This window comes from Pectobacterium sp. IFB5596 (assembly GCF_021432585.1).
GTDB classification, from domain to species: Bacteria; Pseudomonadota; Gammaproteobacteria; order Enterobacterales; family Enterobacteriaceae; genus Pectobacterium; species Pectobacterium punjabense.
In genome coordinates this window covers 367,636-385,036 of record NZ_LXFY01000001.1, presented here as the reverse complement: position 1 = coordinate 385,036, position 17,401 = coordinate 367,636, and the positions used below count along the sequence as shown (strand labels likewise).

At 51.1% G+C, this 17,401-nt stretch carries 14 protein-coding genes; 9 read left to right on the top strand and 5 right to left on the bottom strand.

Annotated features, from left to right (window positions below):
- Positions 1-3 precede the first annotated feature (3 nt).
- Positions 4-1,332, bottom strand: a complete 1,329-nt coding sequence (locus A6301_RS01860) for an LLM class flavin-dependent oxidoreductase (RefSeq protein WP_107169569.1) — start codon at positions 1,330-1,332, stop codon at positions 4-6.
- A 280-nt stretch (positions 1,333-1,612) separates the two neighbouring features.
- Here A6301_RS01860 and A6301_RS01855 point away from each other — a divergent pair, with 280 nt between their 5' ends.
- Complete coding sequence (locus A6301_RS01855; protein WP_234256962.1) at positions 1,613-2,158, top strand: flavin reductase; 546 nt, start codon at positions 1,613-1,615, stop codon at positions 2,156-2,158.
- A 180-nt stretch (positions 2,159-2,338) separates the two neighbouring features.
- Here A6301_RS01855 and A6301_RS01850 read toward each other — a convergent pair whose 3' ends face one another.
- Positions 2,339-3,535 (bottom strand): M20 peptidase aminoacylase family protein, encoded by a 1,197-nt coding sequence (locus A6301_RS01850; protein WP_205542504.1) that lies wholly within the window; start codon positions 3,533-3,535, stop codon positions 2,339-2,341.
- Positions 3,536-3,802: 267 nt separating this feature from the next.
- Here A6301_RS01850 and A6301_RS01845 point away from each other — a divergent pair, with 267 nt between their 5' ends.
- From A6301_RS01845 to A6301_RS01835, 3 genes are all read left to right on the top strand, one after another.
- Positions 3,803-4,783, top strand: coding sequence for an LLM class flavin-dependent oxidoreductase (locus A6301_RS01845; protein ID WP_234256961.1), 981 nt, complete (start codon positions 3,803-3,805; stop codon positions 4,781-4,783).
- Between the two features lie 81 nt (positions 4,784-4,864).
- Entirely contained in the window at positions 4,865-5,371 is a 507-nt protein-coding gene (locus A6301_RS01840) for a ClbS/DfsB family four-helix bundle protein (RefSeq protein WP_215483009.1), read from the top strand.
- 803 nt (positions 5,372-6,174) lie between these two features.
- Positions 6,175-8,127 carry an autotransporter domain-containing protein gene (locus tag A6301_RS01835; RefSeq protein WP_234256960.1) on the top strand — a complete coding sequence of 651 codons (1,953 nt, stop codon included), beginning with the start codon at positions 6,175-6,177 and terminating at the stop codon, positions 8,125-8,127.
- Between the two features lie 93 nt (positions 8,128-8,220).
- Here the strand turns inward: A6301_RS01835 and A6301_RS01830 are convergent, their stop codons facing one another.
- Entirely contained in the window at positions 8,221-9,234 is a 1,014-nt protein-coding gene (locus A6301_RS01830; protein WP_234256959.1) for a LacI family DNA-binding transcriptional regulator, read from the bottom strand.
- 360 nt (positions 9,235-9,594) lie between these two features.
- Here A6301_RS01830 and ascF point away from each other — a divergent pair, with 360 nt between their 5' ends.
- From ascF to A6301_RS01810, 4 genes are all read left to right on the top strand, one after another.
- Positions 9,595-11,055 carry a PTS cellobiose/arbutin/salicin transporter subunit IIBC gene (gene ascF / locus A6301_RS01825; protein ID WP_234256958.1) on the top strand — a complete coding sequence of 487 codons (1,461 nt, stop codon included), beginning with the start codon at positions 9,595-9,597 and terminating at the stop codon, positions 11,053-11,055.
- Positions 11,056-11,095: 40 nt separating this feature from the next.
- Positions 11,096-12,526 carry a 6-phospho-beta-glucosidase gene (locus tag A6301_RS01820; RefSeq protein WP_234256957.1) on the top strand — a complete coding sequence of 477 codons (1,431 nt, stop codon included), beginning with the start codon at positions 11,096-11,098 and terminating at the stop codon, positions 12,524-12,526.
- A gap of 234 nt (positions 12,527-12,760) precedes the next feature.
- Entirely contained in the window at positions 12,761-13,561 is an 801-nt protein-coding gene (gene hisN / locus A6301_RS01815) for a histidinol-phosphatase (protein WP_234256956.1), read from the top strand.
- 49 nt (positions 13,562-13,610) lie between these two features.
- The gene (locus A6301_RS01810) at positions 13,611-13,997 is read left to right on the top strand and encodes a VOC family protein (protein ID WP_234257175.1); all 387 of its coding nucleotides are present in this window, start codon (positions 13,611-13,613) and stop codon (positions 13,995-13,997) included.
- 101 nt (positions 13,998-14,098) lie between these two features.
- Here A6301_RS01810 and A6301_RS01805 read toward each other — a convergent pair whose 3' ends face one another.
- Together A6301_RS01805 and zinT are read right to left on the bottom strand one after the other, a co-directional pair.
- Positions 14,099-14,716 carry a hypothetical protein gene (locus A6301_RS01805; RefSeq protein WP_234256955.1) on the bottom strand — a complete coding sequence of 206 codons (618 nt, stop codon included), beginning with the start codon at positions 14,714-14,716 and terminating at the stop codon, positions 14,099-14,101.
- A gap of 221 nt (positions 14,717-14,937) precedes the next feature.
- Positions 14,938-15,648 carry a metal-binding protein ZinT gene (zinT, locus tag A6301_RS01800; protein WP_370642155.1) on the bottom strand — a complete coding sequence of 237 codons (711 nt, stop codon included), beginning with the start codon at positions 15,646-15,648 and terminating at the stop codon, positions 14,938-14,940.
- 149 nt (positions 15,649-15,797) lie between these two features.
- Between zinT and zigA the strand changes: the two genes are divergently transcribed.
- Entirely contained in the window at positions 15,798-17,021 is a 1,224-nt protein-coding gene (gene zigA, locus A6301_RS01795; protein ID WP_107169556.1) for a zinc metallochaperone GTPase ZigA, read from the top strand.
- Positions 17,022-17,401 lie beyond the last annotated feature (380 nt).

Below are 17,401 nucleotides of genomic sequence, written 5' to 3'. Positions count from 1 at the left end.
GAATTAGCGCGTGAATTGATTCACCGGATAGTCCAGCGCCAGATTTTCCCGTAGCGTATAGCCGGCATACTCCTGGCGGAACAGGCCACGCTGTTGCAGCAGAGGAACGACGCGATCGACAAAGTGATTGAGCGTATCCGGCGTGCCACCCTGAATAATGAAGCCGTCTGCTGCACCATTTTCAAACCAGCGCTGTAAACCATCTGCCACCTGCTCAGGTGTACCGCTGAAGACCGGACGCGGTGATGCGGCTTCCAGTGCAACCTGACGCAGCGTTAAGCCTTTTTCCTGCGCGTTGCGTTTGATTTCGTCGGTAGTGCTGCGGAAGCTGTTTTTCCCCAGATCGCCAATATCAGGGAAGGGCGCATCCAGTGGATGTTGTGAGAAGTCATAGTGTTCAAAATAGCGGCCCAGATAGTTGAGGGCATCTTCAATTGTCACTAGCTGTGCCGTTTCCTGATACTGGCGCTCTACGTCTTCTGCATCGTTGCCGACAATGACGCTGACGCCTTGGAATACGTGCAGTTGATCGGCGCGGCGACCGTTTTCTTCCAGCTTCTGCTTCACTTCGCGGTAATAGCGCTGTGAGTCTTCCAGTGTGTGTTGGTGGGTGAAGATGGCATCGGCGTGTTTGGCGGCCAGTTTTTGGCCGTCTTCAGACGCACCCGCCTGAAATACAATCGGGCGACCCTGCGCGGATCGGCCAATATTCAGCGGCCCTTGTACCGAGAAGAATTCCCCCTGATGATTCAGCGTGTGTAACTTCTCAGGATCGAAGAACTGCCCGCTGGCTTTGTCACGAATAAAGGCGTCGTCTTCCCAGGAATCCCACAGGCCTTTCGCCACCTGAAGAAATTCATCGGCAATGCGGTAGCGCAGTGCATGTTCCGGGTGCTGTGCGCGGGAAAAATTTTTCGCTGAGCCTTCCAGCGGTGATGTCACCACGTTCCACCCTGCGCGGCCATTGCTCAGATGGTCGAGGCTGGAAAACTGTCGGGCGGTGGTAAAGGGCTCGGAATACGATGTTGACAGTGTGCCGACCAGGCCAATATGGCTGGTGACGGTAGCCAGTGCGGAGAGCAGCGTTAACGGCTCGAACCGGTTGAGAAAGTGGGGGATGGATTTTTCATTGATATACAACCCATCAGCCACGAAGACAAAGTCGAATTTACCCTGTTCGGCTTTTTTTACCGCATCCAGAACAAAGCCAAAATTAATACTGGCGTCTGGTACGACATTTTTATGTCGCCATGCGGACATATTTCCCGCCGCACCTTGTAATATTAAACCCAGTCTTAATTGCCGTTTTGATGATATTTGTTTTTCACTCATTATTCGAAACCTTTTATTAATTGAACACACTTCCATGAAAGTGAAAACAATCCATCAATAAACCGGCTATCAATCGATAAGCCATCAATAGGTATTCACGTATTCAATGAAAGGTTAATAGGACGTTAATAGCGTGTTTTCACTATTGATGAGGCGAGGTATGATGTAAAACAACAAAAATGTATAATGAAATTCAAAAATTTCAGATGATGGCGCGGCTTGTTTTGTTAGTATGATGTTAATGGCTATGTGTCTCGCCGTATCTAAAGGATAAAATTTGATGTCTGATTTGACAGTTGAACGACGCGCAACCGCGAATGACGCCGTTCCCTCTGCGGCGGTGACCGCCGTTGACCAGCAGGCGTTTCGTGATGCAATGGCAAAATTGAGCGCCGCGGTTAATATCGTTACGACGGATGGCCCGGCCGGTAAGGCCGGATTTACGGCATCTGCCGTGTCCAGCGTCAGCGACACGCCCGGCACGCTGCTGGTGTGTCTGAATCGTGGTTCATCGGTGTATCCCACGTTTCAGGCGAATGAACATTTGTGCGTTAATACGCTAACGGCAGATCATGAAGCGCTGTCGTCGCTGTTTGGGAGTCGATCATCGACGGAAGAACGGTTTGCGGCAGCGGAATGGGACGTGTTACACACGGGTTCACCCGTATTGCAGGATGCTTTGGTTGCATTTGACTGCCGGGTTGAGGAAGTGGTGAGTGCGGCGACACACGATATCTTTATTTGCCGAGTGTTAGCGATTAAGCAGGGCGAAAGTACCGATGGTCTGGTGTATTTTTCCCGTGGTTATCACGCCGTTCGCGGTTAATGAGTATCGCTTTCTTTCTAACTCCGATCGTTTGACGATCGAGATACCCGGAGCAACCACGGGGTGAGGCGTCCCTGCGGGAACCTCATCCCCGTGTCTCTCCTAATATCGGATTTATGTAACCACTACACCTCCCCCCAATCGACTGGGCGGAGGTGATTATATTTGCAGATCAAAATATTACGATGGAGACAGTACCGCCTGTGGAACGGTGCTTTTCGTGGTACGCAGGCGATGCAGTGCGGCTTCCGCTAACTGTGCAAAGTAGCGTGATGCCGGCGCAATAGCACTTTCATCTGGGTTGAACTGAGGGTGGTGCAGACCAAATTCGCTGTTTGAGCCAATGCTGACGAACGTGCCCGGCACGTCCTGAAGGTAAAGGGCAAAATCCTCGCCGCTCATTTGCAGTTCGGCGTTTTCTACCTGATAGCCTGCGTCTCGGGCAATTTGCTTGCTGAAGTCTGCCCATTCGCTGGTGTTCACGACAGCAGGCGGGCCGGGATACCACTTCAGTTCCGCTTTGGCGCCCAGCGCAAGGGCAATACCACCAATCAGTTGTTCAATTCGCTCCGGTATTTCCGCGCGGATCGCGGCATTGTAGGTGCGTACGGTCCCTTCCAGCTCTACCGTTTGCGGCAGTACGTTCCAGGTGTTACCGCCCTGAATACGCGTGACGCTGATCACCAGCGATTCCAGAGAACTAAAGCTGCGGCTGGGGAGGGTTTGCAGCGCATTGACGATATTGCAGGCGGTGACAATGCTGTCGATACCCTGTTCCGGCTTGGCCGCGTGCGCCCCTTTGCCTGTAATGTGAATAGCGAAGCGATCCACATTGGCATAAAACGGGCCGCTACGCGTGGCGAACGTCCCCGCAGGAAGCTCTGGCGCATTGTGCAGGCCGAAAACGGCGGCAACATCGGCGAGTGCTCCGGCACGGATAAACTGTTTGGCACCGGTAGACACTTCCTCTGCCGGTTGGAAAAATAACCTGACTTTACCCGGTAAGACATGCTCACGTTTTTTCAGCAGGCAAGCAGCACCGAGCATGACGGCGGTATGGAAATCGTGGCCACAGGCATGCATAACGCCAGCATGCTGGGAGCGAAAATCGACATCAACCTGTTCTTCAATGGGTAATGCATCAATATCGGCACGCAGCGCAATGGTTGGGCCGCTGCCGTGACCCATTTCGGCAACGACGCCTGTGGTTAACGCCAGAGGTAACAGACGGATGTCTTTCTCTTGTAGCCAGCGGGTAATGTGCGCGGTGGTTTGGTGTTCCTGATTGGATAATTCCGGGTACTGATGTAAGTGCCGTCGCCAGTTAATTAACTGTTGCTCAAATGACGTATCACAACAGGGGATAGATTCAGCCATATCAATACACCTCCTTAACAAAACGTAAACATGGTAAAGGTAGCCGATAGCCACTCAATGGATAAATACCGTCTGGTTATATTTCATGTCTTTTTATGATGGCGCTTTTTTGTATTCATTTATTATGAATATTTCTGCTAACAAAATTCATTATTGATATTTATTTTTCACACTTTTATGCAACATTCTTCTTATTCTGTTTTTTTGTTATGCCTATTTATTGCTATGAATAGTGTTAACGGATAGTCGCTAAAATAAGGAAACATCGTGGGATATAAGCTCAGTTTATTAGATCAAAGCCCTATCGCCGAAGGAATGAGTGTGGCGCAGGCGTTGGCGCAAACCGTGTCGTTGGCGAAAGTGGCGGAAGCACTTGGCTATTACCGCTTTTGGGTTTCCGAGCATCATAATTCCGATGAATTGGCCGGGTCGTCTCCCGAGGTTTTGATCACCTGGCTGTTAGCGCACACGACAACGCTGCGTATCGGTTCCGGCGGCGTGATGTTACAGCACTACAGCCCGTATAAGGTTGCAGAGAATTTCCATGTCATCAGTGCGTTGGCGGGCGGACGTGTTGATTTAGGCATCGGCAAAGCACCAGGCGGATTGCCACGGGCGACGCGTGCACTTCAGCAGGAAATTGGCGAGATTGAACGCGTCTCCTTCACGGAGAAATTACATCAGTTAAACCATTTTCTCGGCAGCCATGATGATAGCGCCGAACGCCTGAATGCGACGCCGCTGCCGGAGCATGAGCCGCAGCGCTTTCTGTTGGGTGCCAGCCAGGAGAGTGCGCAGCTAGCTGCATCGCTAGGCTGGAATTTTGTATTCGCGGGGTTCATTAATGCCAGCGAAACACTGTTAACGGAATCACTCTTGAGCTACCGGGAATTGAAACCAGCCAGCGCCCAGACGCTGCTGTCGCTGTCGGTGATTGCCGCTGAACGTTATGAAGATGCGGAAGCGCTGGCTAGCACACAGCATAATTATAAAGTCTATATTGAAAACAAACCGCCGCTGACGGTAGGCAGTCAGGAACTGGCAGACAATTTCGTTCGGCAGTCGGGGGCGACGGATTTTCGTATTGAGCAGGAGCCGCGGCATGTGCTTTACGGCACGCCGGAACACGTACATCAGCGCTTGAAGCATTATCACCAGCGCTTTGGAGTCGATGAATTCATTATCCACACGCCCGTGACGTCCTCGCGCGAACGTGAGGCGTCGATCCGACTGTTAGCGCAACGCTGAGAAACATGAGCAACAACAACACTGCGCTGTATCGCAGGCGGTAGTCTAGGTCTCTCAGGGGCAGAAAACCGAGGTGATGCGATGGCAGTGCCGGAAAGCAAAGAAGCCTTGATCAAGGCAATTAACGGTCAGTTTGCGCTATTAATGAAGAAAATCGATGCAGTATCTGCTGAACGAGCCTTCTCACCGGAGATGGTGGGACATGCACAGGGAACGCAGATGAGCCCCGCCAATCTGGTAGCATATTTGCTGGGGTGGGGAAATCTGGTGCTGAAATGGCATGAGGACGAAGAACAGGGTAAACCTATCGATTTCCCTGCGTCCGGTTATAAATGGAATCAACTTGGCCTGCTGGCGCAAAAATTCTATCGGGACTACGCCCATATCACCGACTGGGAGGAGCTGGTCGCGCTGCTTGTCGCGAATCAGTTGGCGCTTATCGCGCTGGTTGAACGCTATAGCGATGCACAACTCTATGGTGAATGTTGGTACGGCAAGTGGACGCGTGGGAGGATGATTCAGTTTAATACCGCTTCGCCTTATAAAAATGCGGCTGGTCGGTTGCGCGCGTGGGAGAAAAATAAATAACGGTTTGATAGTCAATCAGAATGATTTTTGGCCTGACCTTTCCCTTTATGAGTACTGCATCGGCGGCGTTTTTTCAGACAAAACCTTACATATTCCCCCTGTTTGACTGTTCTATACTCAGTAATAAGCAAGATAAGTTTTACTGACAGATGAGATAGATAGGGGGAAAGAAAAATGATTGGTCTCAACCTAGTTTCTCCAGTGTCATATTACGCTACGCCTGACAAACTTGATTATGTCCAAGGCATTTCCCGTTCGTCGCAGCTGTCTGGTTATCCTAATCAGGATGCTTCTACCCGAACTCGGGTAGCGTACGAGAATAGCGGTCCCGTCTTTACGCCACCTATAGCCGATGGGGTTAATCGCCCGACGGCAAATAACCAGCTTAATGTTTACGTTTAAATTTCCGACAAAAACGGGCAATCGCGTGCTGTAAACGATCGTTTTCGGTGCGTGTTTTGCCTTTTTGCCCTTACTACATCCTCGTAAAAGTATTTCCATCAATCCTGCCGTGTTTCCACTACTTTTTTATTCTCGTTCGACCCTGCCTGTTATTTGTGTCAATTCATGGCTAACCCTATGATTAATCAGGGTTACATAATCCTGATGATTTCCTTTCAGTTTGCTGTTTTTTGACACATTTCATCATATTTTCTTCTGCCCCCTGGTTTTGGAATGAATATTGCTGCTATTTTCCTTTCTTTAACAAAGACATGACCTGAATTAGGTTCCTCTGGCACTGCTATTGATAACGACAGCGTTCGATAGTGAAAAAGTCTATAACGAGAAAGGGAGTGGTGTTTATGTTGAAACAAGTAGCCGTTGCGGTAGGGATGGCGTGTTTATGTGTACCGGTCTGGGCTTATGATTACGGCGACTATGCACGCGAGACGGTGGATACGCTCATTAATGATTATCCCGGTCGCTATCGCGACACAGCCAATTTTGCGGGTGCGGCGGATTGGATGACGCAGCGTATGGCACCAGGCTATAGCACGGTCAGGCAGGATTTTTCCTGGACGGCAGGCGGCGCGACGCGTTCGTCACAAAACGTGCTGGCCTCTAATGTTGGGTTGAGCAGCGAATACATCATTACCGGTGCGCACTTCGATACCTTCTTCGGGCGGCCAACGCTACAAGGGTTGGATGACAACGCATCCGGTGCTGCCATTCTGACGGAAGTGGCGCGTAATTTTAGCGGCATCCAGACGGAAAAAACGCTGGTCTTTGCTGCCTTCGGTGCAGAAGAAGAGGGGCTACGCGGTTCGCGCGCGATGGTTAACGATCTGATGGCGCAAGGAACTGCGGGCGATCTGAAGGCCATGATTAACATGGACAGTATGATCACTGGCGATAAACTTTATGCTCACGCTGGCGATAACAGCGTGGCAAATCCCGCTCTGGCAAGCCTGCGTGAACAAACGCTGCGTATTGCGAATGAACTGGGCATCGATCTGTTCACCAATCCGGGGTTGAATGCCAGTTATCCGGCTGGAACGGGATGTTGTAGCGACGGCGATAGCTTCAATGCAGCGTTTGATATTCCCGTGCTCTATATGGAGGCCACCAACTGGGATATTGGCGATCGGGATGGTTATGAACAAACCACGAACCCCGCGGTGCCGGGGGGCGCGACATGGCATGATCCTACCGTTGATAACGAAGCCTTTCTGACCAGCGTGCTCGGGCAGGAACGTATCGACCAGCGCCTGCGTGACGTTTCGCGGATGGTGACGCGATTGCTGCTGGAAATCTCCAATACTGATTTGCTGCATTCGGCGTATTCCGCTGCCGCGATGCAACAGGCAATGGAAGAGAGCCTGAAGCGTCAGCGCCAGTCATTGAGTGACTTGCATAATCAGCGTTGGTTGCTATTGCAAAATACCACTCGTCGCGCGGGCACGCTGGATACGGCGATCGGAATTAAGGGCGATGTTATCCCGTCAAAGGGCTTTGACCGCGCACCGCAGCAGCGTTCTCGGCAGGCGATGGCCTATGCGCTAATGGATTATCAATTAAGTGACGGTGTCACTATTGGTGGCAGCCTGAGCCTGCTGCGTAGTAAGGATAAACTGGAGCGCAATGGACACCTTGAAAGCGATACCTGGCAAGCGGGAGTCTATGGTTTGCTGAATCACGGCGGGCCCGCCTGGTTGGGCAGCGAAGTGACGGCGGGGCGAGCGGCGATTGAATCACGCCGTTCGGTGCATCTGCAATCTGCGGGCGGTCCGGTTCTGTTGAACAACACGCTGGATGGCAATACTGAAGCGCAGTTTATCGGTGCCCGCGTGACAGGCGGTTATGACTTCCCGCTGGGTGGCCTGCGCACCGGTCCGGTTGCAGGGCTGGATTACGCGCGTTATCGCATCAATGCGTTTGATGACAAAGGCAATCTGCGAACTGGCGTTCGGTATGAAAAACAGGATGTCGATTCACTGGAGGCCAGTGTGGGCTGGCGCGTGCGTGGCAACGTGGAATTCAGCAACACAATGTCGTTACAACCTTACGCGACGGTGGCCTGGGTGCGTGAACTGGCCGATGGACTCGATTCCAGTTTTACCATAAAAGATCATGTCGATGGTGCAAACCGCCGTATTGCCGTGAGAGAGCAGGATAAAAATTTCGGCAAGGCGACGGTCGGTTTGCAGTGGCTTGCCGCAGAGAATCTGAATCTGTACTCCGAAATTGGCAGCCGTTTCGGTCATCGGGATGGCGAGCAAACGCGCTACAGCGTGGGCGTGCAGTGGCAGTTCTAGTCTGTTGACGCAGGCTCTTGTTGAAGATTAATGCTGACATAAGGCGCTAACGCGGGGTCTGAAACGACCCCGTATCTGATTCAGGCGGGTTGGTTACCCGTACGGCCCGTTTTGAACCGAGTCTCTGACTCGCAGTTCAGACAAGAACAGGTTATCTTTCGAGAAGTATCCGCCGTCCAGCATCGCGATCAGGCGGTTAATCACTTCGTTGATCATATCGCTCACCGGATCTTTTACGCTGGAGAGTGATGGCTTCAAAAACGGAGCAGTGGGAATATCGTCGAACCCGACCACAGAAACATCGTTCGGCACGGCAACACCGGCTTCATCCAGCGCTTTTATCGCGCCGATCGCCATATCGTCATTACTGGCGAGAACCGCGCTGAACGATATCTGGTTATTGCGCAGGGTGCTTATGGCGAGCGAACCACAGCGCGGCGTCCATTTTCCTCTCACAATCAGTTCATCCCGCACCGCAATGTTAGCTGCTGTCAGCGCGTCTTTATAGCCGGAAAGACGTTCGATAGCGGTCGGTGAATCCAGCGAGCCGGTGATAAACGCGATGTCTTTATGACCGCGTGCGATCAAATGCTGTGTGGCGTTATAGCTGGAACCTTTGTGATCGCAGCAGATGCAGTGACTTTGGTGTCTACGCAGTTTACGGTTGACCACCATGATTGGTTGCTTGTGTTGATCGATGATGTCATCCATCTCATCCACGTTGAGAAAACGAGGGTAAATGATAATCGCATCGCAGCGCAAACCGAGCAGGAATTGAATCGCGGCGCGTTCTTCATCCGCGCTGTGTTTACCGTCGACCAGAATGAGCTGACGCCCGTTGTCTTCCAGTTTCTTAGCGGCCTGCGACAGCAGTTCGTTAAAATAGCTACCGTGATAGAGCGTGTTCGTCACCACCAAACCGATACAGGCTGACTTGCTGGTCGCCAGATTACGTGCCAGTAAATTTGGCTGATACCCCGTCTCCTCAATAGCCTGATAGACCAGCGTTTTGGTTTCTTCACTGGTATAGCCTTTGCCTGAAAGCACGCGCGACACCGTCGCTTTTGATACGCCTGCTTTCTTCGCCACTTCCTGCATTGTTGACATGGGACATCCTGAGACGTTGAACACGCCCATCATTTTACACACTTTGGACCAGTAGCAGGGTGATGAGTGCAGAACCGAAGCGAGCGAGGGGAGTAATACGCTATTCATGACGATCGCGATCACATAAGAAAAATATTCATAAAAAAATTATTGAAATTACGTTCATATATAAACACTATCATGTGGAACCGGTTACCCATAAGCGTTTCATCACGTGGCATGGAGCAGGGATACCGGCATGAATAATTTCATAACTCCATGAAATTAAATAATAAATGTTCGTTAGCTAAACAATAAACTTGCGATGAGCAGTTTGTTGAAATCGGTGTAACGTGCGCGATTACGAGAGATTGTCTATCCATGTCAAAGAATTATGCGGCTGTATCCCGTTCGATTGTCGATGCCATCGGTGGTGCTGATAACATCGCTGCGGTAACCCACTGTATGACGCGTCTGCGCTTTGTGCTGAAAGATAATGATGCGGCGAATGTGGCCGAATTGAAGGCGATAAGCGGCGTGCTGGGTGTGGTGAAAAATGATAACCAGTGTCAGGTCATCATCGGCAACACTGTCTCTCAGGCCTATGCCGAGGTGGTGAAGCTGCTGCCGGAAAGTGCGGCGGCGGAAAAAGCGGTACCGGTGAACAATAAAATTACGCTGCGACGCATCGGGGCAGGGATTTTGGATGCGCTGATTGGCACGATGTCGCCGCTTATCCCGGCGATTATCGGTGGTTCGATGGTGAAGTTGCTCGCTATGATCCTCGATATGACCGGACTGTTTGAGAAAGGGGCGTCAACGATCACGATTCTGAACGTGATTGGCGACGGCGCATTCTTCTTCCTGCCGATCATGGTAGCGGCGTCTGCGGCGGTAAAATTCAAAACCAATATGTCGCTGGCAATTGCCATCGCCGGGGTATTGGTGCATCCGACATTTATCGATCTGATGGCAAAAGCAGCACAGGGCCAGCAGGTGGTATTTATGGGGCTGTCGGTCACGGCGGTGAAGTATACCTATACCGTGATTCCGGCGCTGTGTATGACCTGGATTCTGTCTTACATTGAAAAATGGGTAGACCGCATTACGCCAGCGGTGACCAAAAACTTCCTCAAGCCGATGTTAATCGTGCTGATTGCCTCTCCAATTGCCATTATGCTGATCGGCCCGATTGGGATTTGGATCGGTAGCGGTATTTCTGCGGTGGTGTACACGGTGCATGACTATCTGGGCTGGCTGTCCGTTGCCATCATGGGCGCTATTTGGCCGCTGCTGGTAATGACCGGTATGCACCGCGTGTTTACCCCGACCATTATTCAAACCATTGCCGAAACCGGCAAAGAGGGCATGGTCATGCCGTCTGAAATCGGTGCGAACCTGTCGCTTGGCGGTTCTTCACTGGCGGTTGCCTGGCGCACCAAAAACCCGGAACTGCGCCAGACGGCGCTGGCGGCGGCGGCCTCGGCCATTGTTGCTGGGATCTCTGAGCCCGCGCTGTACGGCGTCGCGTTACGCCTGAAACGTCCGCTGATCGCCTGTTTAATCACCGGTTTTATCTGTGGTGCCGTTGCTGGCATCGGTGGGTTGGCAAGCCATTCAATGGCGTCGCCAGGGCTATTCACTAGCGTACAGTTCTTCGATCCGACCAATCCGATGAGCATTGCCTGGGTGTTTGGCGTCATGATTCTGTCCGTCGTGATTTCCTTCTTCGTTACCTTGCTATTGGGCTTTGAAGACATTCCGGTAGAAGAAAAACCAGAAGAGAAACGCGTACAGAACGATGAGGCTTCCGCGCCGCAGCATGCAACGAACACGCATTAAATTAAGCACTAATTAGCTGAAGTACAAAGGAGAATAGCGTATGTCTGCATCAACATTTCCCAACGGGTTCTTATGGGGGGGCGCGATTGCGGCCAATCAGGCAGAAGGCGCGTACCTTGACGGCGGCAAAGGGCTGACGACGGTAGACATGATTCCCCACGGTGTGAATCGTCTACCGGTGAAGCTGGGGCAAGAGCCGCGTTTTGCGCTGCGTGAGGATGAGTTTTATCCCAGCCACCGGGCGATCGATTTCTATCATCGCTATAAAGAAGATATCGCGCTGATGGCGGAAATGGGGTTTACGGTGTTCCGTACCTCTATCGCCTGGAGCCGTCTCTATCCGAACGGGGATGAACTGACGCCCAACGCGGACGGCATCGCCTTTTATCGCGATATGTTTGCCGAGTGCAAGAAGTACAACATGGAACCACTGGTGACGCTGTGCCATTTCGATGTGCCGATGCATCTGGTCACGGAATACGGTTCATGGCGTAACCGGAAAATGGTGGAGTTCTTCACGCGTTACGCTCGCACCTGTTTTGAAGCCTTTGATGGGTTAGTGAAATATTGGCTGACGTTCAATGAAATCAATATCTTGCTGCATAGCCCGTTTTCTGGTGCGGGGCTGGTCTTTGCCGAAGGGGAAAATCAGGAGCAGGTGAAATATCAGGCTGCGCACCATGAACTGGTGGCGAGCGCACTGGCGACGAAAATTGCGCATGAGGTTAACCCGAACAATCAGGTCGGCTGTATGCTGGCCGGCGGAAATTTCTATCCGTGGTCGTGCAAACCGGAAGATGTCTGGGCGGCGCTGAATAAAGATCGTGAGAACCTGTTCTTTATTGACGTGCAGGCGCGGGGCTCTTATCCGGCGTATACCGGTCGGTTGTTTAAAGAGAAGGGCATCACGATTGCCTCTGAGCCGGGCGATGATGAGATTCTCAAGAACACGGTAGATTTTGTGTCCTTCAGCTATTACGCCTCCCGCTGCGCCTCGGCGGATATGAACGAGCACAACAGTAGCGCGGCGAACATTGTGAAGTCGTTGAAGAACCCGCACATCAAGGCAAGTGAATGGGGCTGGGGAATCGATCCGCTGGGTCTGCGCATCACCATGAACATGATGTATGACCGCTATCAGAAACCGCTGTTTTTGGTGGAGAACGGGCTGGGGGCGAAGGACGAGATTAACGCGCAGGGCGAGATTGATGATGACTATCGTATCAGCTATTTGCGCGAGCACATCAGCGCGATGGCGGACGCTATCGGCGATGGTATCCCGGTTATTGGTTACACCTCGTGGGGCTGTATCGATCTGGTTGCCGCGTCCACCGGTGAGATGAGCAAACGCTATGGCTTCATCTATGTCGATCGCGATGACCGAGGCGAAGGGACATTAGCCAGAAAGAAAAAGAAATCGTTCTACTGGTATAAGAAGGTGATTGCCAGCAACGGTGCTGACCTGAGCTAAAGGCAATAAGGCCGCTCGGTGATTCCTGCTATAGCCCCCTGACGGAGACGTCTGGGGGCTATTTTTTTCCAAAAAATGCGAAGAATGTGAATGGTGTTGGCTTACTTCCTTGTGCATAATCGAGCATATTAATTATGAACATAACGCATAATCGAGCTATAGTGAGCAATGCGGTTTATCATCGTCAGTACTCAACAACGCTGTCACGCAAACGCGATAGGAAGGTAAAAAACCATGAGTCAGTCGCTTCCCGATATTGCCTTTTTTCATGAACTCGCCACGCTGGCGAGTCAGGAAACGTTACCGCGTTTTCGTTCCCTTACCGCAAACCAAATCGATACGAAGCCAAAAGAGGGCTTTCGCTTTGATCCGGTCACGGAAGCCGACCGAGAGGCTGAGCGAGTCATCCGTGAGCACATCACGCGGCATTACCCCGAGCACGCGATTATGGGCGAAGAATTTGGCCTGAGCGGAGAAGGTCCGGTGCGTTGGGTTTTAGATCCCGTCGATGGAACCCGACCTTTCCTATGTGGGCTACCCGTGTGGGGAACGCTCATCGGCCTGCTGCACCATGAACGAGCCGTGATGGGGATGATGAGCCAGCCGTTTACCGGGGAGCGCTTTTGGGCCGATGGATCACTGGCCTGGCGCAGCGATCGGCAGGGCGAAACACGCTTAAGCACGCGTAAAGGCGTGTCGCTCGAACAGGCGATTCTTCACACCACCGCGCCGGAAGCGCTGAGTATGCATCCGACCGTTCGCTTCGCCGAACTCACCGAAAGTACACTGATGACGCGCTACGGCGGTGAGTGTTACGCGCTGGCGATGCTGGCAGCAGGTCAGATTGATATCTGCGTGGAATTTGCATTGCAGCCTTACGACATTGTCGCGCTGATTCCGATTATTGAGCAGGCAGGCGGCATCATCACCGATCTCAACGGACAGCGAGCGGAAGCGGGCGGCACGGTGGTCGCAACCGGTAACCCCGAGCTGCACCAACAGGTGTTAGCCATTCTTAATGGGACGCGGTCATAACCGCTTGTTTGTAAAACCAGCAAAAGACAACGGCTAATAAGGAATCATGATGAAAGTGGCACACGTTGCACTATGGACAGCCGATCTGGCCGCCCAGGCGACATTTTGGCAAGAGTTCTTCGCTGCTCAGGTGGGAGAAAAATATGTGAGTCAGAATCGCCCTGGGTTTGAATCGCATTTCGTTCAACTTAGCGAAGGGGCATCCATTGAACTGATGACGCTACCGGTGCTGGCAGAAGCGTTAACCAATAAAGAAGGCTGCGGCTGGGCGCACGTTGCGATTTCGGTCGGGAGCAAAGCGGATGTCGAAGCATTAGCCAGCAAAGCGGCGGAACGCGGCATTCTGGTTGCCCCACCTCGCATGACGGGGGACGGATTTTACGAAGCGATCGTCAGCGACCCTGATGGTAATCTGATTGAGATAACGTCAGACTGATACGGAAATCATTTTGTATGCGGCACGCACAGCATTCATTCGATCGACAACATAGCGCGATGTTAATTTATGCTGGTGCGTGCTTTGGCTACGTTAATGACTCAATCTTCCCAATGGAACAAGGCATCGAACTGTGTAAAACCGCGATCCGTGAGTACCGTCGGTACGCGAGTTCCAGTAGGTAGTCGCGCGGTTAACTGCACCTTATAAGCGCGAATAAGCCCGCACTTTTCCAGTTCTGACTGAACCTGTTGGCTCAATGCAATAACGGCAGGCGTCTCCAGCCTATCGAGCATTTCCAGTTCTGGAAGCGCCTGAGACCCTCCGCGCGCGTGCCAATTTTTCTCACTCTCCATAAAAACGAAGTAAGGCGACAGGCGGCTCAGTAAGACGGTTAACCCGGTGTGTTCTTCACCACAGCGAAGCGGACGTTTGACGTCAAAAGCCGGCGTGTTCTTATAAAACCAGGCGTCGACAAAAGAGGCATAACCAGAACCGTAATGATTCCATTCGATTCTCGATTGGGTATTGGTCAGACGCATAACCTGTGCACAAACGCCTTTAAAATGTTTATCGATCAACGTTTCATCATTGCTTACCCAGGGATATTCATCCGAAATACACTGCGATACGGGGTGTAAAAGAAGACGCGTGATTTCGTGTGACGAAAGCAGCGGCGAGACGGTGTGATGACTTTTACTTGCTGAACCACGTGCCATTTTTCGCTCCTTAAGTAATGGCTTAGCTTTTACAACAAACCGCATACATTTCCGAATACGGCAAACGCTTGCTGCATCTATCTTAACATTCTAATTTAGGAACTTGCTGTCTGGTTGGAGAAAGAAAAGGAGGGCAGGAAAATCGCTTCATTCTGGAGGCAGATCGGTAAGGCATAGCCTGAAAATGGGCGATGCCTTCCGGTTCGGGAATTCAACGGCTATTAATGATGCAGCAGCTCATCAACAACCTGATCGCTGGTGAGCTGATATGGGTAGTAAGTTGGCCAGTTGTCCATTTCTTTGAGGATCTCTGCTTGCGACGTATTTCCCATAAAAATATGGAAATGGGCGGATTTGCGCGGCGCAATGGTGTGATCGCTGAACTGAACGTATTTAGGTGCTTTTGACTGAGCATCTTTACATTCAAACAGATAGCGAACGCCTTTTTTACCCGATACATAGGTCAGTATCTTATACCCAGAATAGTCGTAATGGCATGAGGCCACTTCACCCTCTTTGTGGAACGTCATGACGCCATTGTCGACTTTTATTTCTGACACATCAGTGGCGTAACCTTTGCGGTAATAATCTTTAACTTGTTCAAATGTTTTGCTTTTATCCTGCTCAGCCTTCTTTTTAAAAACAGGGTCCATCTCACCCGATAGCATAATCGGGTTGACCGATTGCCACATTCCTTCCCAGTCGGTAAGCGCTCTGTCTTTCACATCGCTGTCATTGAAAACGCCATTGGATGCTTTCTTTTCGATTTCGGTCATAGGTTCGCCATGTGAATGAGCGTGAGTATGACCATGAGAATGGCTATGCGAATGATCGCCGTGCGCGGCAACCTGACAGGTTACGAAGAAGGCTCCCAGAGCCAGTGCAAGTTTCTTAATATTATTAGACAAAGCAAAATCCTCAATGATTTTCATGGTTGAATTGTTATGTTATAACATACCATTAAATGCATGGAAAGATTATCGCTATGGGTGTTCAAAAACGAAACATTTGTGGTGATAAATCATTCCAAAGCGGAACCGTAAACACGTAAACGACCTTGAATCATCAGAGAGTGTGAAATATGGCTGACGTTGTAGCTAGACAGAAATCAGAGGCAAGATTACCCGTAACCGTTCTATCCGGCTTTCTCGGCGCGGGGAAGACCACGTTGCTTAACCATATTCTGAATAATCGTGATGGCCGACGCGTCGCGGTGATCGTTAATGACATGTCAGAAGTGAATATTGATGCTGCCCTGGTGAGGGAGGGTGGCGCTGAGCTGTCACGGACGGACGAAAAACTGGTGGAGATGAGCAACGGTTGTATCTGTTGCACGCTGCGTGAAGATCTCCTGCTCGAAGTCAATCGGCTGGCGAAAGAGGGGCGTTTTGATCAGTTGGTTATTGAATCAACCGGCATCGCGGAGCCGCTTCCTGTCGCGGAGACATTCACCTTTGCGGGTGATGATGGCGAAAGCCTTTCTGAAGTGGCTCGTCTGGATACCATGGTGACCGTTGTCGATGGGTATAATTTCTTAAACGATTATGCTTCGGTGGACAGTATCCATTCACGCGGAGAGTCGTTAGGAGAGGGGGATGAGCGTAGTGTTGTGGATCTGTTGATCGACCAGATCGAATTCTGCGATGTGATCATCCTTAACAAAATCGATCTTATTGATGTGGCTCAACAACAGAAGCTGGTTGCGATTATTCGTTCACTGAATCCGAGCGCGAGAATACTTCACGCCGAGTTTGGGGCCGTGCCGTTGAACGAGGTACTCAATACGGGATTATTTGATTTCGACAAAGCAGCACAAGCTCCTGGATGGCTGAAAGAGCTACGCGGTGAACATACGCCTGAAACTGAGGAATATGGTATCGCCAGTTTTGTGTTCCGCGCGCGTCGGCCTTTTCACCCTGCTCGCTTTGCGCAAGTCATGGAAAGTTCGCTCGCTGGGGTTGTCAGATCCAAAGGCTATTTCTGGTTGGCGAGCCGCCCGGAATATGCCGGATCATGGTCTCAGGCTGGAGGCGTGGCGCGTCAAGGGCTGGCTGGTTCATGGTGGGTCAGTGCGCCGAAAGAAAGGTGGCCGACAGATAGTGAGTCGCTTGATTATATTCGTTCCATTTGGGTGGATGGCGTGGGCGATGCGCGGCAGGAACTGGTGTTTATCGGTATCGATATGGATGAGCACGCGTTGAGAACTCGTCTGGATGCCGCACTGTTGACGGACAAAGAAATGGCCGAAGGTCTGGCGGCGTGGATATCTTATCCTGATCCGATAGAGCCTTGGTTTGCGTCATAAACGTGCGGGAAAGGTAAAAAAGGCCTGATTTTTTCAGGCCGCGAGAGGATTTATCGTCCCCGTACGTTTCGAGGACGATAAGTTGAACGATGAAAAACGGCATTATTGTGGTGCAGAAATATGCGAGCCCGTTTAGCACGCAGTGGCTGAGCCAGAGTAACCCTTCTCCACAACGATCAAGGCGTACTCCAGCTTGAATTCGGAAGGAGATATTCATTTTATTTTCTTAGTTATGAAATCGATTATTAAATTTTCGATTAATAATAAAAATCATTTTATTATTAAGGCCGAAAAAACGATTATTTAAAATAAAAATAGCCTTCATGAATAGTGATTGACATGGAATTGCCAACCTCATTCATTGGAATGCGGAAATGAAA